The following is a 17,797-nucleotide window of genomic DNA, read 5'->3' as shown; positions in this document are numbered from 1 at the left end:
CGAGAAGAAGAATGCACAAGCGCGTTTCCGCACCAACGAAGCCCACCGGTGTCCATATCGACATCGACCACGGATTTCTCCACTCGGTCGAAACCGGCGGGGCGGTCGACGGTCCGGGAATGCGCTTCGTGTTCTTCATGGCCGGTTGCCAGTTCCGGTGCCTTTATTGCCACAACCCGGATACCTGGAAGCTCCACAACGGTCGCAGGGTCGATGTGGACGACATGCTCAGGGAGGTCCGCCCCTATGCGGGCTTCCTGAAATTCGCCGGCGGCGTCACCTTTTCCGGCGGCGAACCCATGATGCAGGCCGGTTTCATCGGCAATGTCATGGGACATATCAAGAAGGAAATGGGTCTGCATATCGCGCTCGATACGCAGGGCTATCTCCACACCGGCGTCGAAGACGAGTGGTTCGACAATGTCGACCTCGTGATGCTCGATATCAAGCATATCGACCCGGAGAAGTACCATGCGATCACCGCGCAGCATCTGCAGCCGACGCTCGATTTCGCCGAGCGGTTGAAGCGACTGAAGCAGAAAATGTGGATGCGCTATGTGCTGGTGCCGGGGCTGACGGACGATGCCGACGACGTCAACAGGATGGCGGACTACGTCGCTTCGCTCGGCGATATCGTCGAACGCGTCGAGGTTCTGCCGTTCCACCAGATGGGCATTGCCAAATGGGATGCCATGGGCAAGGAATACACGCTGCGCGACACGCCGACGCCGACGACGGACGAGACCGAGGCCGCGCGTGACATCTTCCGGGCGCGCGGTCTGTACACCGCCTGAACGGGCGCGATGAGCCGCCCCTGATCTTCAGAACCCGGCAAAAAGGCCTTCGGGTTGGCGCTCTAACCTATTGAAAGCACGATGCGCTAGAGCGATTCCGCCTTTCATGGAAACGCGCAACCGCTCTATCTATTTGTTTTGACGCATTTTCGCGGACGTCAGATGTTTCCATCTGACTGCGAAATGCTCTAGGCCCGCCGCTCCGGCGGGCTCGGTTTGTCGGGCTTCGGTCCGCCGTCAGGCCGGCTTGACGAGGATGTGCTTCTTCTTGCCCAGCGAAAGCTTGATGACGCCATCATCCGTGACCGCGTCGGAGCCGACGGCCATGCGTTCGTCGGAAACGCCCTTGTCGTTGAGCTTCACCGCGCCGCCCTTGATGTGGCGACGGGCCTCGCCGTTGGAGCCGGCAAGACCCGCCTGCACCAGAAGCGTGAGAATGCCGATCCCGGCATCGATCTCCGCCTTGCCGACTTCGACGGTCGGGAGGTTTTCGGCGAGCGCGCCTTCCTCGAAGGTCTTGCGCGCCGTCTCCGCCGCCTCTTCGGCGGCGGCCCGGCCGTGCAGCATGGCGGTCACCTCGGTGGCGAGGATCTTCTTAACCTCGTTGATCTCCGATCCGCCGAGCGCCGAAAGCCGCGCGACCTCGTCCATCGGCAGCGTCGTGTAGAGCTTCAGGAAGCGGCCGACATCGGCATCTTCGGTATTGCGCCAGAACTGCCAGAAATCGTAAGCCGACAGCATGTCCGGGTTGAGCCAGACGGCGCCATTTGCCGATTTGCCCATCTTGGCGCCGGAAGCGGTGGTCAGGAGCGGCGCGGTGAGGGCGTAAAGCTGCGGCGCGTCCATGCGGTGGCCGAGATCGATGCCGTTGACGATATTGCCCCACTGGTCCGATCCGCCCATCTGCAGGCGGCAGCCATAATTCCGGTAGAGTTCGACGAAATCATAGGCCTGCAGGATCATGTAGTTGAATTCGAGGAAGGACAGCGACTGCTCGCGGTCGAGCCGCGTCTTCACGCTCTCGAAGGAGAGCATGCGGTTGACGGAGAAATGCCGGCCGACATCGCGCAGGAATTCGAGATAGTTGATGTCGCGCAGCCAGTCGGCATTGTTGATCATCAGCGCCGGCGCTTCGTCGCGGTCATAATCGATATAATTGGCGAAAACCCGCTGGATGGACGCGATATTGTCCTCGATCATGTCGACCGTCATCAGCTTGCGCGCCTCGTCCTTGAAGGACGGGTCGCCGACCATGCCCGTGCCGCCGCCCATCAGCGAGATCGGCCGGTGGCCGGTCTTCTGGAACCAGTGCAGCATCATGATCTGGATCAGCGAGCCGGCATGGAGCGAGGGCGCCGTCGGGTCGAAGCCGATATAGGCCGTCACCTGCTCCTTGGCCAGAAGGTCATCAAGGCCGGTCTCATCGGAAATCTGATGAATGTAACCGCGCTCGGACAGCGTGTGCAGGAATTCGGATTTGAACTTCGACATGGATCTATCTTTGATTGCTGAATTGCGGACGCGCGCGCTTTAGCACGGTTTTTTGCCCGTGTGCACCTGTTTTGAAACGGGACCCGAAGGCTGGGACGACAAAAGGCCTGTTGCTGGCTTCCGAAGCTGCGCGTCCGCCCTGGGCCGGGATACGAACGGTAAGGTTAGCCGGCTGGCGTTCCCTGGTGAAAACGCAACCGCCAGTTTCCCTCGATTTCCTGCCAGAGCGAACTGCGGTTTACGTGGCGAACGGCCCGGCCATCGGGTAGCCGATGAAAGGAGCGATAGGTCAGCAACGCCGCATCTTCCGAAATCACGAAAAGCATATAGCCGTCACTTTCCACCGCGTATTCGCGTTCGCCCTCGGCCTGAAGCATGGCGAGTATTGCTGGCTTGTCCCAGCACTTGCCCGAACTGCCGAACTCCATAAAGTCATCCGCAAGCAGCGCTGCGGCTTTCGCTGCGTCGCGTCTGATCTCAGGCTGGTGGAGCAGAGCCTCCAATGCTTTGAGGTGTTCGATATCTGTCAAATTGCACCCGTTTTATAAGCAAGCGGCAGCAAGATCACTTTAACGATCGGGTAAATCGCGTAGACGATCGAAAAGTAGCCAACCAGAACGAAGCCGATAACGTTCAATGTTATAGTGGCGATTGCGAGCTCGATGTGTTTTCGCATCAAAACGTAGTTAAGCCCCTGCAACAAGACCATCAGCAGCACGCCGACATAGATAGAATTCCCGACCGTTACGACTTCCGAGAGGCGAATGAGGTAGGGAAGGAGCGCGTTAATGACGAGCCAGCCTGCGATTGGCTTGTATTTCTGAAATTGGTTCATTGCCCCGCCGCATACTGTTTCCTCGAACACTTTGTAGCTTGGGGCTTTCAAAAATTAAAATGACAATTCCCGACAGTTGAGATTCTGCCGGGAATTCAATTCAAAGTAACTTACCTGATCCGCTTCGGCGCGGGTTCCGGCACCAGTTCGCCCTCCAGACGACGGTCGAGATAGTCTTCGCATTCGGCGAGCAGGTCCTCGTTCTTGCCGGAGAAGAAGTGGTTCGCGCCGGCAACGGTCTTCTGGGTGATCAGGATGCCCTTCTGGGTCTTCAGCTTTTCCACCAGGCCGTTGACGTCGCGCGGCGGAGCCACTTTGTCGGCATCGCCGTGGATGATCAGGCCGGAGGAGGGGCAGGGGGCGAGGAAGGAGAAGTCGTAGATGTTCGGCTGCGGAGCGATTGACATGAAGCCCTCGATTTCAGGCCGGCGCATCAGAAGCTGCATGCCGATCCACGAGCCGAAGGAATAGCCGGCGACCCAGCAGGTCTTCGAATCGGGATGCAGGCTCTGCACCCAGTCAAGCGCTGCGGCCGCGTCCGAAAGCTCGCCCGAGCCGTGGTCGAATTCGCCCTGGCTGCGGCCGATGCCGCGGAAATTGAAGCGCAGTGTGGTGAAGCCGCGCTTCTGGAACATGTAGAAGAGCTCGTAGACGATCGGGTTGTTCATCGTCCCTCCGAACCGCGGATGCGGGTGCAGGACGATGGCGATCGGGGCGTTCTTCTCCTTGGACGGCTGGTAGCGGCCTTCAAGGCGACCGGCCGGACCGTTGAAAATCACTTCAGGCATTGGCTCTCCGGAAAAATCGGTTCAAACTTTCAAGACTGCTTGCGCAAGTCGCGTTGACTTGACTAATTGGCTCAGCTTTCCTACAAGCAGTTTAGAATGGTTCGAAAATAGAAGTCATCTCGTGCTGGGCTCAAATAGGGCAAGCCGCGTAAGGATTTCAAGGAAAATGCGTCGCAGGCCGTCATCGCCTGCCGAATTAGGGACGATATGGGCACCGACAGGATCTATCTCGACTGGAATGCGACCGCGAAGCTTCTGCCGGAAGCCCGCGCCGCGCTGCTCGAGGGGCTGGAGCTTGCCGGCAATCCGTCCTCCGTGCATCAGGAGGGCCGCGCGGCCCGCGCGGCGGTGGAGAAGGCCCGCCGCCAGGTGGCCGGACTGGTCGCCGCCGATCCCGCCCATGTGGTGTTCACCTCGGGCGCAACCGAAGCAGCGAATACCGTTCTGACGCCGGATTTCCGCATGGGGCGCAGTCCGGTTCGGCTTGGCGGTCTTTATGTCTCGGCGATTGAGCATCCGGCTGTCCATGAGGGCGGCCGCTTTCCGGCGGACATGCGCCGCGAGATTCCCGTTGGCGCGGATGGCGTCGTCAGGCTGGATGCGCTGGAAGACCTGCTTGGCGAACATGATGCCGATGCGGGCCTGCCGATGGTCGCGATCATGCTGGCAAACAGCGAGACCGGCATTCTTCAGCCGGTTGCCGACGCGGCGAGGATCGTTCATGCCCATGGCGGCCTTCTGGTGGTCGACGCCGTTCAGGCGGTCGGCCGTCTTCCGATTTCGCTCGAGGCCCTGGGTGCCGATTTCCTGATCCTCTCGGCCCACAAGATCGGCGGACCGAAAGGCGTCGGCGCGCTTGTCTCCCGCGGCGAAACGCTGATGCCTTCTCCGCTCATCCGCGGCGGCGGGCATGAGAAGGGGCACCGTTCGGGCACGGAAAACATTCCCGGCATTCTGGGATTCGGCGCAGCCGCGGCCTTTGCCGTTGAAGGTCTCGATGCGCGCAATGCGAGGATTGCCGCGCTTCGCGACCGGCTGGAGGCCGGCATGCGGGTCGCCGCGCCGGACGTCGTTATTTATGGCGAAGGCGGAGAACGCGTGCCCAACACAACGGCCTTCACGCTTCCGGGGCAGAAGGCGGAAACCGGGCAGATTGCCTTTGACCTGGAGGGCATCGCGCTTTCGGCAGGCTCCGCCTGTTCGTCCGGCAAGGTCGGCGAAAGCCATGTGCTGAAGGCGATGGGGCGCGACCCGCGTCTCGGCGCGCTGCGTATCTCGCTTGGCTGGAGCACCACCGAGGCGGACATTGACCGGGCGATTGCGGCATTCGCAAAAATTGCCGGGCGCCGGAAACGGGCAGGCGCTGCCGCCTGAAGATTTGACAAAACGCAGGCGAAACGGGGTGCAAATCCCGTTCGCTTTGACTACATAAGGCGGTATAGCCGCTTTGGTACACGTTAAACCGCCGGGCCTTGAACCCGGTCATGAGTGGAGTGAACATATGGTTGCCGTTAAGGAAACCGTCGATCAGGTCGCCGAGATCGACGTCGATCAGTATAAATACGGTTTCGAAACGATGATTGAGGTGGACAAGGCGCCCAAGGGCCTGTCCGAGGACATCATTCGTTTCATTTCCCACAAGAAGAACGAGCCGGACTGGATGCTGGAATGGCGTCTTCAGGCCTATCGCCGCTGGCTTACAATGGAAGAGCCGAGCTGGGCGCGGGTGAACTACCCGAAGATCGATTTCAACGATCTCTATTACTACGCTGCGCCGAAATCGGTCACCGGGCCGAAGACGCTGGACGAGGTCGACCCGGAACTGCTGGCGACCTATGAGAAGCTCGGCATTCCGCTGCAGGAGCAGGAACTGCTTGCCGGCGTGCAGGAACTCCAGCACCAGCCGAAAAGCCGCGTCGCGGTCGATGCCGTGTTCGATTCGGTCTCGGTCATCACCACCTTCAAGAAGGAACTCGCGAAAGCCGGCGTGATCTTCATGTCGATTTCTGAGGCTATGCGCGAATATCCGGACCTGGTGAAGAAATATCTGGGCTCGGTCGTGCCCCAGGGTGACAATTTCTATGCGGCGCTGAACTCGGCCGTCTTTACCGATGGTTCCTTTGTCTTCGTTCCCAAGGGCGTTCGTTGCCCGATGGAGCTTTCGACCTATTTCCGCATCAACGAGAAAAACACCGGCCAGTTCGAGCGCACGCTGATCATCGCCGAGGAGGGGGCCTATGTCTCCTATCTGGAAGGCTGCACCGCGCCGCAGCGCGATGAAAACCAGCTTCACGCCGCCGTCGTCGAACTTATTGCGCTGGATGATGCCGAGATCAAGTATTCCACCGTCCAGAACTGGTTCCCGGGCGACAAGGAAGGCAAGGGCGGCATCTACAATTTCGTCACCAAACGCGGCGATTGCCGGGGCGACAATTCCAAGATCTCCTGGACGCAGGTCGAGACCGGTTCGGCGATCACCTGGAAATATCCCTCCTGCCTGCTGCGCGGCGACAATTCGCGCGGCGAGTTCTATTCGATCGCCGTTTCCAACGGTCACCAGCAGATCGACAGTGGCACCAAGATGATCCATCTCGGCAAGAACACCTCGAGCCGCATCATCTCCAAGGGCATTTCAGCGGGCTTTTCCAACAACACCTATCGCGGCCAGGTTTCGGCCCACCGCAAGGCGGAAAACGCACGCAACTTCACCCAGTGCGACAGCCTGCTGATCGGCGACAAGTGCGGCGCGCATACCGTGCCCTATATCGAGGCCGGCAATTCCTCCGCCCGCTTCGAGCACGAGGCGACGACGTCGAAGATCTCCGAGGACCAGCTGTTCTACTGCATGCAGCGCGGCGTTCCCGAGGAAGAGGCGATCGCCCTCATCGTCAACGGCTTCGTCCGCGAGGTCATCCAGGAACTGCCGATGGAATTCGCGGTGGAAGCGCAGAAGCTGATCGGGATTTCGCTGGAAGGGAGCGTGGGTTAGCCGCTTGTTCATTCGTCATCCTCGGGCTTGTCCCGAGGATCCAACCCGGTTTCGATACGAATATGGTCGGTTTCGTTTACATGATGTCCGATAAGCCGCGCGGGGTGATTTATACTGGTGTGACTTCAGACCTGCATGATCGTGTCTACGAACACAAAAATCATGTCAGAGTCGGTTATACATCAAAGTATTTGGCCACGAACCTCATTTGGTTTGAGACACATCCTAATATCGTGCTCGCGATCCAGCGCGAGAAGTCTTTGAAGCGCTATAGGCGGGAATGGAAGATCAAATTGGTTGAGGCGCTGAATCCGACTTGGCTTGATCTGTATGAGAAAATCGACGGCATCTCGAATCCGTACCGGCCGAATCCGAATATAAGAAACTACGGCGACTACAATTGAGACGTGATTAGATCCTCGGGACAAGCCCGAGGATGACGATCCGGAAAGTTTGTGGTCTTCCTTGTGAAGGAAACGAAAAATGCTTGAAATCAAGAACCTGCACGCACGCATCGCCGAGGACGGCACGGAGATCATCAAGGGGCTCGACCTGACCATCCGGGATGGCGAGGTTGCTGCCATCATGGGGCCGAACGGGTCGGGTAAGTCGACGCTCTCCTACATTCTTGCCGGCCGCGAGGACTACGAGGTGACCGAGGGCGAGGTGCTCTATAACGGCGAGAACATTCTGGAGCTCGATGCCGCCGAGCGCGCCGCCAAGGGCCTGTTTCTCGCCTTTCAGTATCCGGTCGAAATTCCGGGCGTCGCCACCATGCAGTTCCTGAAGGTGGCGATCAACGAGCAGCGCAAGGCGCGCGGCGAGGCCGAGCTTTCCACGCCCGATTTCATGCGCAAGGTCAAGGAAGGCGCCGCCGAGCTGAAGATCGATTACGAGATGCTGAAGCGTCCGCTGAATGTCGGCTTTTCCGGCGGCGAGAAGAAGCGCGCGGAAATCCTGCAGATGGCGCTGCTGGAGCCAAAACTCTGCGTCATGGACGAGACCGATTCGGGCCTCGACATCGACGCCCTGAAGATCGTTGCCGACGGCGTCAACGCGCTCAGAGCGCCAGACCGTTCGGTCATGGTCATTACCCATTACCAGCGCCTGCTCGATTATATCGTGCCGGACACGGTGCACGTCCTCTACAAGGGCCGGATCATCAAGTCCGGGGGGAAGGAACTCGCCCACGAACTCGAGGCCAATGGCTACGCCGATATCATCGGCGAAGCGGCCTGAGGCCGGGAGACGATGTGATGAACATGCAAGAAAAGATCAAGCTGACGGCGGCGGAAGAAGCGCTGGTTGCCTCCTTCGGCCGGCTCGCCGGCTCGCTGCCGGGCAATGCCGACGTGACGACGGAACGCGACCGGCTCGCCGGCGAGATCCGCTCCGGCGGATTGCCGACGCGCCGTGTCGAGGCATGGCATTATACCGACCTGCGCAATCTCCTGCGCACCGTGCCCGAGGAGGCGGGCGAAGCCGTGAACACGCTGCCGCCGCTTCTGGCCGAAAGCACCATGCTTTCGCTGGTGCAGGGGCGCGCGGGCCGTCTGCCGCAGGTGGAGGGGCTTTCCGGCACCACCACGGCGGAGGCGCTGGCCAATGGCGACAATTCGGTCCGCCTCGCGCTTGCCTACGCCGAGGACGCGATCGGCCGGATCAACGGCGCTATGATGAGCGACGGCTTTAGCGTCGACATCGCCGAAGGGACCGAACTGGATACGCCGCTGGAGTTCCAGGCCGTGCATGGCGGCGGACAGGTGCATTCCCGCAACCGCATCGCATTCGGCGCGGCAACGAAGGGCACTGTCGTCGAGCGCCATGTCGCGCCGGAAGGCGATGCGGCGCTGGTGAGCATGCTCACCTCGCTCAGCCTCGGCAGGGATGCCGAGATCACCTATGTGATCATGCAGCAGCAGGGCGCGGGCGACACGCATCTCGGCAAGCTGAAGATCGAACTCGGCGAAAACGCCAGGCTGAAGCTGCTGGTCGTCAATGCGGGCGGCAAGCTGGTGCGCCACGAAATCGATTGCGACGTGAAGGGCGAGGGCGCCGACCTGATGCTGCGCGGCGTCAACCTGCTCGGCGGCGAGAGCCATACGGACATCACCTTCGACCTCGGCCACAACGTGCCCAACACGACCTCGACGGAAACCGTCCGCAATGTCGTTTTCGACAAGGCGCGCGGCGTATTTCAGGGGCTGATCCGGGTGGCGCCCGATGCGCAGAAGGTTGACGCGAAGATGAGCTGCAACACGCTGCTGATGAGCGATTTCGGCTCGTTTTCGGCGAAACCCGAACTTGAGATCTTCGCCGACGACGTCCAGTGCGGCCATGGCGCGACGGTGACGGATATCGACCCGAACCATCTTTATTACATGATGGCGCGCGGTATTCCGCGAAAGGTCGCGGAGGGCCTGTTGATCAACGCCTTCGTTGCCGAGGTTGTCGAGGAGCTGGAAAACGAACAGCTTTCCGAAGCCGTCGAGGCGATCATCGCCGACTGGCTCGACCGGCACGAATAGGGGCTGTTTCCCCTTGCCGTTTCCGTCCCGCCAGCCGGGGCGGCTTTCCCGGTGTCTCACTGGCAGACGCCACAGACGGAGTTTTGGGCAATGGATGCTCGGGTGAAAAATTACGATGTCGAAAAGATAAGGCAGGATTTCCCGATCCTCTCCCGCGAGGTTTACGGAAAGCCGCTCGTCTATCTCGACAATGGCGCATCGGCGCAGAAGCCGCAGGTCGTCATTGACACGATCTCCAACGCCTATGCGCATGAATACGCCAATGTGCACCGGGGCCTGCATTTTCTCTCCAATGCGGCGACGGATGCCTATGAGGCGGCGCGCGAGAAGGTCCGCTCGTTCCTCAATGCCGGCTCGGTCAACGAGATCGTCTTTACCCGCAACACCACGGAGGCCATCAACACGGTGGCCTATGGCTGGGCGATGGAAAACCTCGGCGAGGGCGACGAGATCGTCCTCTCGATCATGGAGCATCACTCCAACATCGTGCCCTGGCACTTCCTGCGCGAGCGCAAGGGCGTCAAGCTGGTCTGGGCGCCGGTGGATGATGAAGGCGAGTTCCATATCGATGAGTTCGAGAAATGCCTGACGGAGCGCACCAGGCTCGTTGCCATCACCCAGATGTCGAACGCGCTGGGGACGATTGTCGATGTCAAGGAAGTGACCCGGCTTGCGCATGAGCGCGGCATCCCGGTGCTGGTCGACGGCTCGCAGGGCGCGGTTCATCTCCCGGTCGATGTGCGCGATATCGGCTGCGACTGGTACGTGATGACCGGCCACAAGCTTTACGGCCCTTCCGGCATCGGCGTGCTTTACGGCACGTTCGACCGCCTGTCGGAGATGCGGCCGTTTCAGGGCGGCGGCGAGATGATCTCCGATGTGTTCGAGGATCGCGTCACCTATGCCGAGCCGCCGCATCGCTTCGAGGCGGGCACGCCGCCGATCGTGCAGGCTATTGGACTGGGCGCTGCCCTTGACTATATGCAGGGCATCGGCCGTGCGGCAATTGCCGCGCACGAGGCGGATCTGACGGCCTATGCGCGCGAACAGCTTGCGCATGTGAACGCGCTGCGGGTCATCGGCAATGCGCGGCAGAAGGGCAGCATCTTTTCCTTCGCCATCGAAGGCGTGCATGCCCATGACATCTCGACGATCATCGACCGTCGCGGCGTCGCGGTGCGGGCCGGCACCCATTGCGCCCAGCCGCTTTTGACCCGCTTCGGCGTGACGTCGACCTGCCGGGCCTCGTTCGGCCTTTATAATACGCGCGCGGAGGTGGACGCCCTTGTCGAGGCGCTCGATTACGCGCGAACGTTCTTTGCCTGACCCAAGGAGAATGGCATGAGTGTTGAAGACAATGCAGAGACGGCAACGGCCGAGACCGGTTCCTCCATTCCGCCCGAGGAACTGGCGCGGCTTTCCGATGATATCGTCTCGGCGCTGAAGACGGTTTACGATCCCGAGATACCGGCCGATATTTTCGAACTCGGACTGATCTACAAGATCGATGTGGACGACGACCGGATGGTGAAGATCGACATGACGCTGACGGCGCCCGGCTGCCCTGTGGCGGGCGAAATGCCGGCCTGGGTGGAAAATGCGGTGAGCACCGTCGAGGGTGTCTCCGGCGTCGAGGTGGAAATGACCTTCGACCCGCCGTGGACGCCGGACCGCATGTCCGAGGAAGCAAAGATCGCCGTCGGCTGGTATTGACGCCGGCCGATTGTCCTGATGCAATCAATCCGAACGCCGGGCCTTGAACCCGGATGTTGATGGAGAATGAAATGGGCTTTCAAGTCATCACGCTGACCGATGCGGCAGCAACCCGCGTCAACGAGATCGTCGCCAATTCCGGTCCGGACGCCCGCGGCATTCGCGTCTCGATCAAGAAGGGCGGCTGCGCGGGCATGGAATATGCCGTTGACCTGGTGACAGCGGAGAATATAGCCGACAAGGACGACCATGTGGAGCTCAACGGCGCGACCGTCTGGGTCGACCCCGCCGCCTCGCTCTATCTGCTCGGCACGGTCATGGATTTCGAGGTGACCAAGCTTCGCACCGGTTTCGTGTTCAAGAACCCGAACGAGACGTCCGCCTGCGGCTGCGGCGAATCCGTGGAGCTGAAGGCCGCCGATCTCGCCGAACTCGCAAAGGCGCGTGAAGCCGCGCATTGAGCGCTTCCCGTGACGCGGATCGGATTGACAGCCTGGCCGGGCGATCGCCCGCGTGAAAAACGGCTTTCAGGGTCGCGGCAAACTGTTCTATTCAGTCCTTCTTACGAAGATGTACAGGAAGGTCTGATGAAATGCTCGAACTTCTCGCCAAAAGCATGCTCGTCGGCCTTGCCATTGCCGCGCCCGTCGGGCCGATCGGCGCTCTTTGCATCAACCGGTCGCTGACGCGCGGTTTCTGGTTCGGGGTGTCGGGCGGGCTCGGCACGGCGCTGGCCGACGCCACCTATGGCGCGCTTGCGGCGCTGGGCTTTGCCGCCTTCTCGGCGGCGCTGGCTACAATCTCCACGCCGCTGGCGCTGTTCGGCGGCGCTTTCCTGATCTTTCTCGGCTGGCGCGAGATGCGGCAGACCGGGGCGAAGGCGGCAGCCGAGCCGGCTCGCGGCGATCTGGCGCGCACCATTGCCACCACCTATGCGCTGACCATCGCCAACCCGGCGACGATCCTCTCCTTCGTCGCCATCTTCGCAGGCTTCGGCCTCGCCGATGCCGGCGGCGGCATTGCGCCGGCGATCGTGGTTGCCGGCGTCTTTGCCGGATCGCTTCTCTGGTGGGTGTTTCTCAGCGGCCTCGTGGCCGTCATCCGTCACAGGTTGCCGAAGGAATTCGCCCGCTGGGTGGCGCGCATTTCCGGCGGCATTCTGATCGGCTTCGGGCTGGTGGCGATCTCAACGGCCTTTCCGCACTGAGATTTTTCGCCCGAAAACGAAAAGACCCCGCCGCGGGGGCCGGGTCTTGTCTGTGAGCCTTTGACGCGTGACGTCACTTCGGCGAGATCATCAGCTCCGGGCGAACGATCTCGTCATATTCCTCAGCCGTCACAAGACCGGTGGCGAGGGCTTCCTCGCGCAGCGTCGTGTTATTCTTGTGCGCGGTCTTGGCGATCTTGGCGGCGTTGTCGTAGCCGATCTTCGGGGCAAGCGCCGTCACCAGCATCAGCGAACGCTCGACGCCGGCCCTGATGTTTTCCTCGCGCGCCTTGATGCCGACGACGCAATGGTCGGTGAAGGAGCGGGCGGCATCGCCCAGAAGCTGGACCGACTGCAGGAAGTTGTAGGCCATCATCGGATTGTAGACGTTGAGCTCGAACTGGCCCTGGCTGCCGGCAAAGGTGATCGCCGCCTGATTGCCGGCGATATGGGCGCAGACCTGGGTCATGGCCTCGTTCTGGGTCGGGTTGACCTTTCCGGGCATGATCGAGGAGCCGGGCTCGTTTTCCGGCAGCGCCAGTTCGCCGAGGCCCGAACGCGGGCCGGAGGCCAGATAACGAATGTCGTTGGCGATCTTGAAGCAGGCCATCGCGGCGGCGTTGATCGCGCCGTGGGCAAAGACCATCGCGTCATGGGCGGCCAGAACCTCGAACTTGTTCGGCGCGGTGATGAAGGGCAGGCCGGTGATCTCGGCGACTTCTTCCGCCACCTTCTCGGCAAAGCCGATCGGCGCGTTGAGGCCCGTGCCGACCGCCGTGCCGCCCTGGGCAAGCTGATAAAGCCCCGGAAGCGTCAGTTCCAGCCGGGCAATCGCGGAGGCGACCTGGGCGGTGTAGCCGGAAAATTCCTGGCCGAGCGTCAGCGGCGTCGCATCCTGCGTATGCGTGCGGCCGATCTTGATGATGTCCTTGAATTCCTTTTCCTTGGCGGCGAGCGCCTCCTGCAGGTGCTTCAGGTTCGGCAGAAGGTGGTGGACGATCTGCTCGGCGCAGGCAATGTGCATGGCGGTCGGGTAGGTGTCGTTCGACGACTGGCTCATATTGCAGTGGTCATTGGGATGGACCGGTTTCTTCGAACCCATCTCGCCGCCGAGCATCTCGATCGCGCGGTTGGAAATCACCTCGTTGGCATTCATGTTCGACTGCGTGCCCGAGCCGGTCTGCCAGACGACCAGCGGAAAATGGTCGTTGAGCTTGCCGTCGATGACTTCCTGTGCGGCATTGACGATCGCGTTGCCGATCTCCGGCGAAAGCCGGCCGAGGGCCATGTTTGCCCTGGCGGCGGCCTGCTTGACGATGCCGAGCGCGCGAACGACGGAAAGCGGCTGCTTTTCCCAGCCGATCTTGAAATTGCCGAGCGAACGCTCAGCCTGTGCGCCCCAGTAGCGGTCGGCCGCCACTTCGATCGGGCCGAATGTATCGGTTTCGGTGCGGGTATCAGTCATGTTTTCTCCACCTCAGTGCATCGGCCCGCGGAAGGGCACACTTGAAAGACGTCATGCCGGAAAAGCGTGGCTATGCAATCGCGCGCTCAAGGCCGATCTGTCAACAAGGCGCTTCAGTTTATTCGATTTAGGTCGGCTTGATACCGTCGGAATGCCTCGCGCCTGAACTTAAGGCACTGTTAATGCTGCGCTGATAGTGTTCACATCAGGCGACCCCGATCCGGAACTTTCAAAGGGGTTGTGTTGTTTTTCGTCAACACAGCCGCGCCGGCCTGTTCCGATAGCACAATTGTTATTGGAGGGATCTGCCCATTGCAGGTAAGGTGGTCTCAATTCTTGGTTTTGTCTAACGGGGTGAAAAATTGCGCAACAAGCTTCTAGTTCGCGTCTCATCGGTGGCCGTCGCGGCCGCGGTCTCGGCTGCCTTCGTGCCGTCCTCCGCCAGCGCCCTGACACTGATGGATATTCTGCGCGGCCGAAACAAGGAGGCTGACCGGGCGCCGGTCGTCGAACAACAGCCGCAGCAGCAACAGCAGGTGCAGCGCACCTATTCCGCCCCGAAGGTCGCGCCCCCGAAATATTACACCTACAAGGCTGATTCGATGCGCTTCATCGCGATCAGCGAGGTTCGCGATCCGGTTGTGACCGGATCCATCTCCGCCGAAGAGACCGTGATGCCGGAAGGCGGCGAGACGTCGACGGAAGTCGCCGCGCTCGAGACGGAGACGATGAACGATGCCGGCCCGGCCGAGACCATGGTCGCGATCGACGGCAATGATCCCCGCCGTTACCTCACCGATGCCCGGGTCAAGGCCGTCGACGATGTCGCGACGGCGATCGAGGGCTATTACGCGAATGGCGGCGAGCTGATCTGGGTTTCCGACAAGGCGATCACCCCGAGGGCGGAAGCCGCGCTCGACGTCCTTGCCGGCGCCGACGCCTGGGGGCTTGACGCTTCCGACTATGCGGTCAACCGCCCGGATCTCGCGCTGGCCGATGACGAGGCCGCGCGCGAGGCCGAACTGATGCGCTTCGAACTGGCGCTTTCGGCCAAGGTGCTGACCTATATGCAGGATGCCAGGCGCGGCCGCGTCGATCCGAACCGGATTTCGGAGTTCCACGACCTTCCGCGCAATCCCGTTGACCTGGAAGAGGCGATCAATGCGCTCGGCAAGGCCGAGAACGTCGCCGGGCTGATGGAGAGCTACAACCCGCAGAGCGACCGGTTCAAGGAGCTCAAGACGGCGCTGAAGGAACTGCGCGCCGACCATGAATATGTCGAACCGATCGTGTTCCGCAGCGGCGTCTTCATCCATCCCGGCGAAAATGACGAGGATGTGCCGAAGCTGGTGAAGGCGATCAAGCGCAAGAGTTCCAAGGCCTTCATCCAGGACCATTCCGATGTGTTCGACGCCTATGACGGCGGAACCGAATACACGCCCGAACTGGTCGAACTGGTGCGCGCCTTCCAGGATGCGCAGGGCCTCTACGTCGACGGCGTCGTCGGCCCGAAGACGATCGCGGCCTTCGATGTCGAGACCAATGACGACAGGGCCGAGAAGGTGGTCGCCGCCATGGAGCGGCTGCGGTGGCTGCCGGAGGATTTCGGCCCGCGCTATGTGTTTATCAACCAGCCGGCCTACCGCGTCTATTACCACGACGACAATGGCGAGAATTTCGACATGCGCGTCGTTGTCGGCAATACGCGCAACCAGACCTATTTCTTCCGTGACGAGATCGAGACCGTCGAGTTCAATCCCTATTGGGGCATTCCCCGGTCGATCGTCGTCAATGAGTACCTGCCGAAACTGAGGGCCAATCCCTCTTATTTCGACCAGATCGGCTATGAGGTGAGCTATAACGGCCGTCGCGTGTCGTCCTCCTCGGTCAACTGGGCGTCCGCCCCGATGGTTGACGTGCGCCAGCCGCCGGGAGAGCGCAACGCTCTGGGGCAACTGAAGATCCTGTTCCCCAATGACCATGCGATCTACATGCACGACACGCCGCAGAAGAGCTATTTCGAACGTGACGTCCGCGCGCTCAGCCACGGCTGCGTGCGGCTCGCCGAGCCCAACAAGATGGCCGCCGCCGTGCTGGGCGTTCCCGAATCGGACATCGAGGCCAATATCGCGACGGGCCAGAACATGCCGGTCGACGTGCCGGAGAAATTCCCGGTCTATGTGACCTATTTCACCGCCTGGCCGGATGCGACCGGCGACATCCAGTATTATGACGACGTCTATGAACGCGACATGTATCTGAACCGCGCCCTGGAGGCGGAAAGCCAGGCGCGCAAGGCCAGCAGCTGACCGGCTCGGAAAACCACACGTCTGTAAGGAAAGGCGCGCCCGGATCTCCCGGCGCGCCTTTTTCGTTGCCGCTTCAGCGGACGAGAACCTCTTCGAGGAGCGCTGCCGTCAGTTCGTCGAAATGGCTGATCAACCGGTTCGCGCCAAGACTTTCGACCGGCCGGTCGGCATAGCCGAAGGTAACGGCCACCGAGGCGACGTCGGCGCCCCTGGCGGCATCGATGTCGTTCGAGCTGTCGCCGATCATCACCGCGTTTTGCGGGTCCATGCCGGCGCGCGCGATGGTGCCGAGGACATGGCGCGGATCGGGCTTGCGGTATTCGAAACTGTCGCCGCCGGTGATGACATCGAAATAGCCGGCAAGGTCCAGACTGGTCAGAAGCGGCATGGTCAGCGGCATGCGCTTGTTGGTGCAGACGGCAAGCGTGAAGCCCCCGTCCTTCAGCCGATCGAGCGCCGCGCGCGTGCCGGGATAGGGGCGGCTTTTGCCGGGCATGCCGTCGCGGTAGTGGGTGGTGAAGCGGTCGAAGCAGGCCTCAAACGTCTCTTCGTCAAGCGCGGCCTCGCGCAACGCGAAGGCCCGCTCGATCATGACCTTCACGCCCTTGCCGACAAGCTGGTGCAATTGCGATATATCGAAGGGCGGCAGGCCTTGCGGCGCGATGGCATGGTTGAGACTCTCGATCAGGTCGGGCGCGGTGTCGACGAGCGTTCCGTCCAGATCGAAGATGACGAGCGGAGATGACATTCGGTTTCCTTCCGGGGTGATGCGCTTCGGCCGGCGTCCGGGAGGGGCAGGCCGGTCCTCAGCCAATCGGCACGAAGTTTGCGCGCGATTGTGGTTTGCAATATTCGTGTCCTTGCTGCGATGCTATTCAATAGAGCCGAAGCCGAGGCTTCCTGCAAAAGGACTTTTGTTTAGCGCCTGTGGCGTGTAAACACCTTAGCGTATATCAGAAGGAGCATGTGACGCATGGACGCGCGTCAATTGAAGATCAAGGCCGCCGAAACGGCGCTTGAATACGTCGAGGACGGAATGCGTCTCGGCATCGGAACCGGCAGTACCGCGCGTGAATTCATCGCGTTGCTCGGCGAGAAAGTGGCGAACGGCTTCAACGTCATCGGCGTGCCGACGTCGGAAGCAACGGCCCGCCAGTGCCTCGAACTCGGGATCGAGCTGAAGTCGCTCGACGAATCGCCCGAACTTGACCTGACCATCGACGGCGCCGACGAGATCGATCCCTCGCTGAACCTGATCAAGGGCGGCGGCGGCGCGCTGCTGCGTGAAAAGATCGTGGCCTCGGCCTCGAAGGCGATGATCGTGATCGCCGACGAGACGAAGGTGGTCGACCATCTCGGCGCCTTTCCGTTACCGATCGAGGTGATGCCCTTCGGACTTGCCGCCACGCGCATTGCAATCGAGAAGGCCGCCTCGCGCCTCGATCTTTCCGGGTCGCTCGATCTGCGCCGCTCGGGCGACGGCCCGTTCATGACCGATGGAGGGCATTACATCCTCGACGCATCATTTGGCCGCATTCCCGATGCAGAGGCTCTTTCCGTGGCGCTCAATATCATCCCGGGCGTTGTGGAGCACGGGCTGTTTATCGATATAGCGACGCTGGCCGTCGTGGCATCCGGCGGTGGCGTGCGCACACTCAAAGCAACCGAGTAGACAGGA

The 17,797-nt window shown here is 61.2% G+C and carries 18 protein-coding genes; 12 read left to right on the top strand and 6 right to left on the bottom strand.

Going from position 1 to position 17,797, the window contains the following annotated elements; translation table 11 throughout:
* The first annotated feature begins 11 nt into the window (after positions 1 to 11).
* Positions 12 to 794, top strand: a complete 783-nt coding sequence (gene pflA / locus AZF01_RS11365; RefSeq protein ID WP_024707651.1) for a pyruvate formate-lyase-activating protein — start codon at positions 12 to 14, stop codon at positions 792 to 794.
* Positions 795 to 1,031: 237 nt separating this feature from the next.
* On the opposite strand, the gene tyrS is transcribed toward pflA, so the two are convergent.
* From tyrS to AZF01_RS11345, 4 genes are all read right to left on the bottom strand, one after another.
* Entirely contained in the window at positions 1,032 to 2,285 is a 1,254-nt protein-coding gene (tyrS, locus tag AZF01_RS11360; RefSeq protein ID WP_024707652.1) for a tyrosine--tRNA ligase, read from the bottom strand.
* A gap of 164 nt (positions 2,286 to 2,449) precedes the next feature.
* Positions 2,450 to 2,815, bottom strand: coding sequence for a DUF4440 domain-containing protein (locus AZF01_RS11355; protein WP_024707653.1), 366 nt, complete (start codon positions 2,813 to 2,815; stop codon positions 2,450 to 2,452).
* Positions 2,812 to 3,120 (bottom strand): hypothetical protein, encoded by a 309-nt coding sequence (locus AZF01_RS11350; RefSeq protein ID WP_024707654.1) that lies wholly within the window; start codon positions 3,118 to 3,120, stop codon positions 2,812 to 2,814. The genes AZF01_RS11355 and AZF01_RS11350 overlap by 4 nt, the downstream gene beginning before the upstream one ends.
* A 110-nt stretch (positions 3,121 to 3,230) precedes the next feature.
* On the bottom strand, positions 3,231 to 3,908 hold the full coding sequence (locus AZF01_RS11345; protein WP_024707655.1) for an alpha/beta hydrolase: 678 nt from the start codon (positions 3,906 to 3,908) through the stop codon (positions 3,231 to 3,233).
* Between the two features lie 207 nt (positions 3,909 to 4,115).
* On the opposite strand from AZF01_RS11345, the gene AZF01_RS11340 reads away from it, so the two are divergent.
* The 9 genes from AZF01_RS11340 (at position 4,116) to AZF01_RS11300 (ending at position 12,345) form a co-directional block, all read left to right on the top strand.
* A complete protein-coding gene (locus AZF01_RS11340) occupies positions 4,116 to 5,282 on the top strand; it encodes a cysteine desulfurase family protein (RefSeq protein WP_024707656.1) in 1,167 nt (388 codons plus the stop codon).
* 127 nt (positions 5,283 to 5,409) lie between these two features.
* On the top strand, positions 5,410 to 6,897 hold the full coding sequence (sufB, locus tag AZF01_RS11335) for a Fe-S cluster assembly protein SufB (RefSeq protein ID WP_024707657.1): 1,488 nt from the start codon (positions 5,410 to 5,412) through the stop codon (positions 6,895 to 6,897).
* Between the two features lie 62 nt (positions 6,898 to 6,959).
* Positions 6,960 to 7,301, top strand: coding sequence for a GIY-YIG nuclease family protein (locus tag AZF01_RS11330; RefSeq protein WP_024707658.1), 342 nt, complete (start codon positions 6,960 to 6,962; stop codon positions 7,299 to 7,301).
* 79 nt (positions 7,302 to 7,380) lie between these two features.
* A complete protein-coding gene (gene sufC, locus AZF01_RS11325) occupies positions 7,381 to 8,136 on the top strand; it encodes a Fe-S cluster assembly ATPase SufC (protein ID WP_024707659.1) in 756 nt (251 codons plus the stop codon).
* A gap of 17 nt (positions 8,137 to 8,153) precedes the next feature.
* Entirely contained in the window at positions 8,154 to 9,425 is a 1,272-nt protein-coding gene (gene sufD / locus AZF01_RS11320; protein WP_024707660.1) for a Fe-S cluster assembly protein SufD, read from the top strand.
* Between the two features lie 90 nt (positions 9,426 to 9,515).
* A complete protein-coding gene (locus tag AZF01_RS11315; protein ID WP_024707661.1) occupies positions 9,516 to 10,751 on the top strand; it encodes a cysteine desulfurase in 1,236 nt (411 codons plus the stop codon).
* A gap of 15 nt (positions 10,752 to 10,766) precedes the next feature.
* A complete protein-coding gene (locus tag AZF01_RS11310; RefSeq protein WP_024707662.1) occupies positions 10,767 to 11,138 on the top strand; it encodes an SUF system Fe-S cluster assembly protein in 372 nt (123 codons plus the stop codon).
* Positions 11,139 to 11,209: 71 nt separating this feature from the next.
* Entirely contained in the window at positions 11,210 to 11,599 is a 390-nt protein-coding gene (gene sufA / locus AZF01_RS11305) for a Fe-S cluster assembly scaffold SufA (RefSeq protein ID WP_024707663.1), read from the top strand.
* Between the two features lie 131 nt (positions 11,600 to 11,730).
* Complete coding sequence (locus tag AZF01_RS11300) at positions 11,731 to 12,345, top strand: LysE family translocator (RefSeq protein ID WP_024707664.1); 615 nt, start codon at positions 11,731 to 11,733, stop codon at positions 12,343 to 12,345.
* A 73-nt stretch (positions 12,346 to 12,418) separates the two neighbouring features.
* On the opposite strand, the gene fumC is transcribed toward AZF01_RS11300, so the two are convergent.
* Positions 12,419 to 13,810, bottom strand: coding sequence for a class II fumarate hydratase (fumC, locus tag AZF01_RS11295; RefSeq protein ID WP_024707665.1), 1,392 nt, complete (start codon positions 13,808 to 13,810; stop codon positions 12,419 to 12,421).
* A 362-nt stretch (positions 13,811 to 14,172) separates the two neighbouring features.
* On the opposite strand from fumC, the gene AZF01_RS11290 reads away from it, so the two are divergent.
* Positions 14,173 to 16,119 carry a murein L,D-transpeptidase gene (locus AZF01_RS11290; protein ID WP_024707666.1) on the top strand — a complete coding sequence of 649 codons (1,947 nt, stop codon included), beginning with the start codon at positions 14,173 to 14,175 and terminating at the stop codon, positions 16,117 to 16,119.
* Positions 16,120 to 16,192: 73 nt separating this feature from the next.
* Here AZF01_RS11290 and gph read toward each other — a convergent pair whose 3' ends face one another.
* On the bottom strand, positions 16,193 to 16,867 hold the full coding sequence (gene gph, locus AZF01_RS11285; RefSeq protein ID WP_024707667.1) for a phosphoglycolate phosphatase: 675 nt from the start codon (positions 16,865 to 16,867) through the stop codon (positions 16,193 to 16,195).
* A gap of 225 nt (positions 16,868 to 17,092) precedes the next feature.
* Between gph and rpiA the strand changes: the two genes are divergently transcribed.
* Positions 17,093 to 17,791, top strand: a complete 699-nt coding sequence (gene rpiA, locus AZF01_RS11280) for a ribose-5-phosphate isomerase RpiA (RefSeq protein ID WP_024707668.1) — start codon at positions 17,093 to 17,095, stop codon at positions 17,789 to 17,791.
* Positions 17,792 to 17,797 lie beyond the last annotated feature (6 nt).

Source organism: Martelella sp. AD-3 (assembly GCF_001578105.1).
Classification (GTDB): domain Bacteria; phylum Pseudomonadota; class Alphaproteobacteria; order Rhizobiales; family Rhizobiaceae; genus Martelella.
Note: the sequence above shows the minus strand (reverse complement) of the source record. Positions and strands in the feature narration are given on the sequence as shown.

Bases quoted from the DNA above. Each gene is read 5' to 3' on its own strand.
- AZF01_RS11330 (WP_024707658.1), top strand. From the start codon at position 6,960: ATGGTCGGTTTCGTTTACATGATGTCCGATAAGCCGCGCGGGGTGATT.
- AZF01_RS11310 (WP_024707662.1), top strand. From the start codon at position 10,767: ATGAGTGTTGAAGACAATGCAGAGACGGCAACGGCCGAGACCGGTTCC.
- AZF01_RS11300 (WP_024707664.1), top strand. From the start codon at position 11,731: ATGCTCGAACTTCTCGCCAAAAGCATGCTCGTCGGCCTTGCCATTGCC.
- AZF01_RS11315 (WP_024707661.1), top strand. From the start codon at position 9,516: ATGGATGCTCGGGTGAAAAATTACGATGTCGAAAAGATAAGGCAGGAT.
- fumC (WP_024707665.1), bottom strand. From the start codon at position 13,810: ATGACTGATACCCGCACCGAAACCGATACATTCGGCCCGATCGAAGTG.
- pflA (WP_024707651.1), top strand. From the start codon at position 12: ATGCACAAGCGCGTTTCCGCACCAACGAAGCCCACCGGTGTCCATATC.
- AZF01_RS11345 (WP_024707655.1), bottom strand. From the start codon at position 3,908: ATGCCTGAAGTGATTTTCAACGGTCCGGCCGGTCGCCTTGAAGGCCGC.
- AZF01_RS11340 (WP_024707656.1), top strand. From the start codon at position 4,116: ATGGGCACCGACAGGATCTATCTCGACTGGAATGCGACCGCGAAGCTT.
- tyrS (WP_024707652.1), bottom strand. From the start codon at position 2,285: ATGTCGAAGTTCAAATCCGAATTCCTGCACACGCTGTCCGAGCGCGGT.
- AZF01_RS11350 (WP_024707654.1), bottom strand. From the start codon at position 3,120: ATGAACCAATTTCAGAAATACAAGCCAATCGCAGGCTGGCTCGTCATT.
- gph (WP_024707667.1), bottom strand. From the start codon at position 16,867: ATGTCATCTCCGCTCGTCATCTTCGATCTGGACGGAACGCTCGTCGAC.
- sufB (WP_024707657.1), top strand. From the start codon at position 5,410: ATGGTTGCCGTTAAGGAAACCGTCGATCAGGTCGCCGAGATCGACGTC.
- rpiA (WP_024707668.1), top strand. From the start codon at position 17,093: ATGGACGCGCGTCAATTGAAGATCAAGGCCGCCGAAACGGCGCTTGAA.
- sufC (WP_024707659.1), top strand. From the start codon at position 7,381: ATGCTTGAAATCAAGAACCTGCACGCACGCATCGCCGAGGACGGCACG.
- sufA (WP_024707663.1), top strand. From the start codon at position 11,210: ATGGGCTTTCAAGTCATCACGCTGACCGATGCGGCAGCAACCCGCGTC.
- sufD (WP_024707660.1), top strand. From the start codon at position 8,154: ATGAACATGCAAGAAAAGATCAAGCTGACGGCGGCGGAAGAAGCGCTG.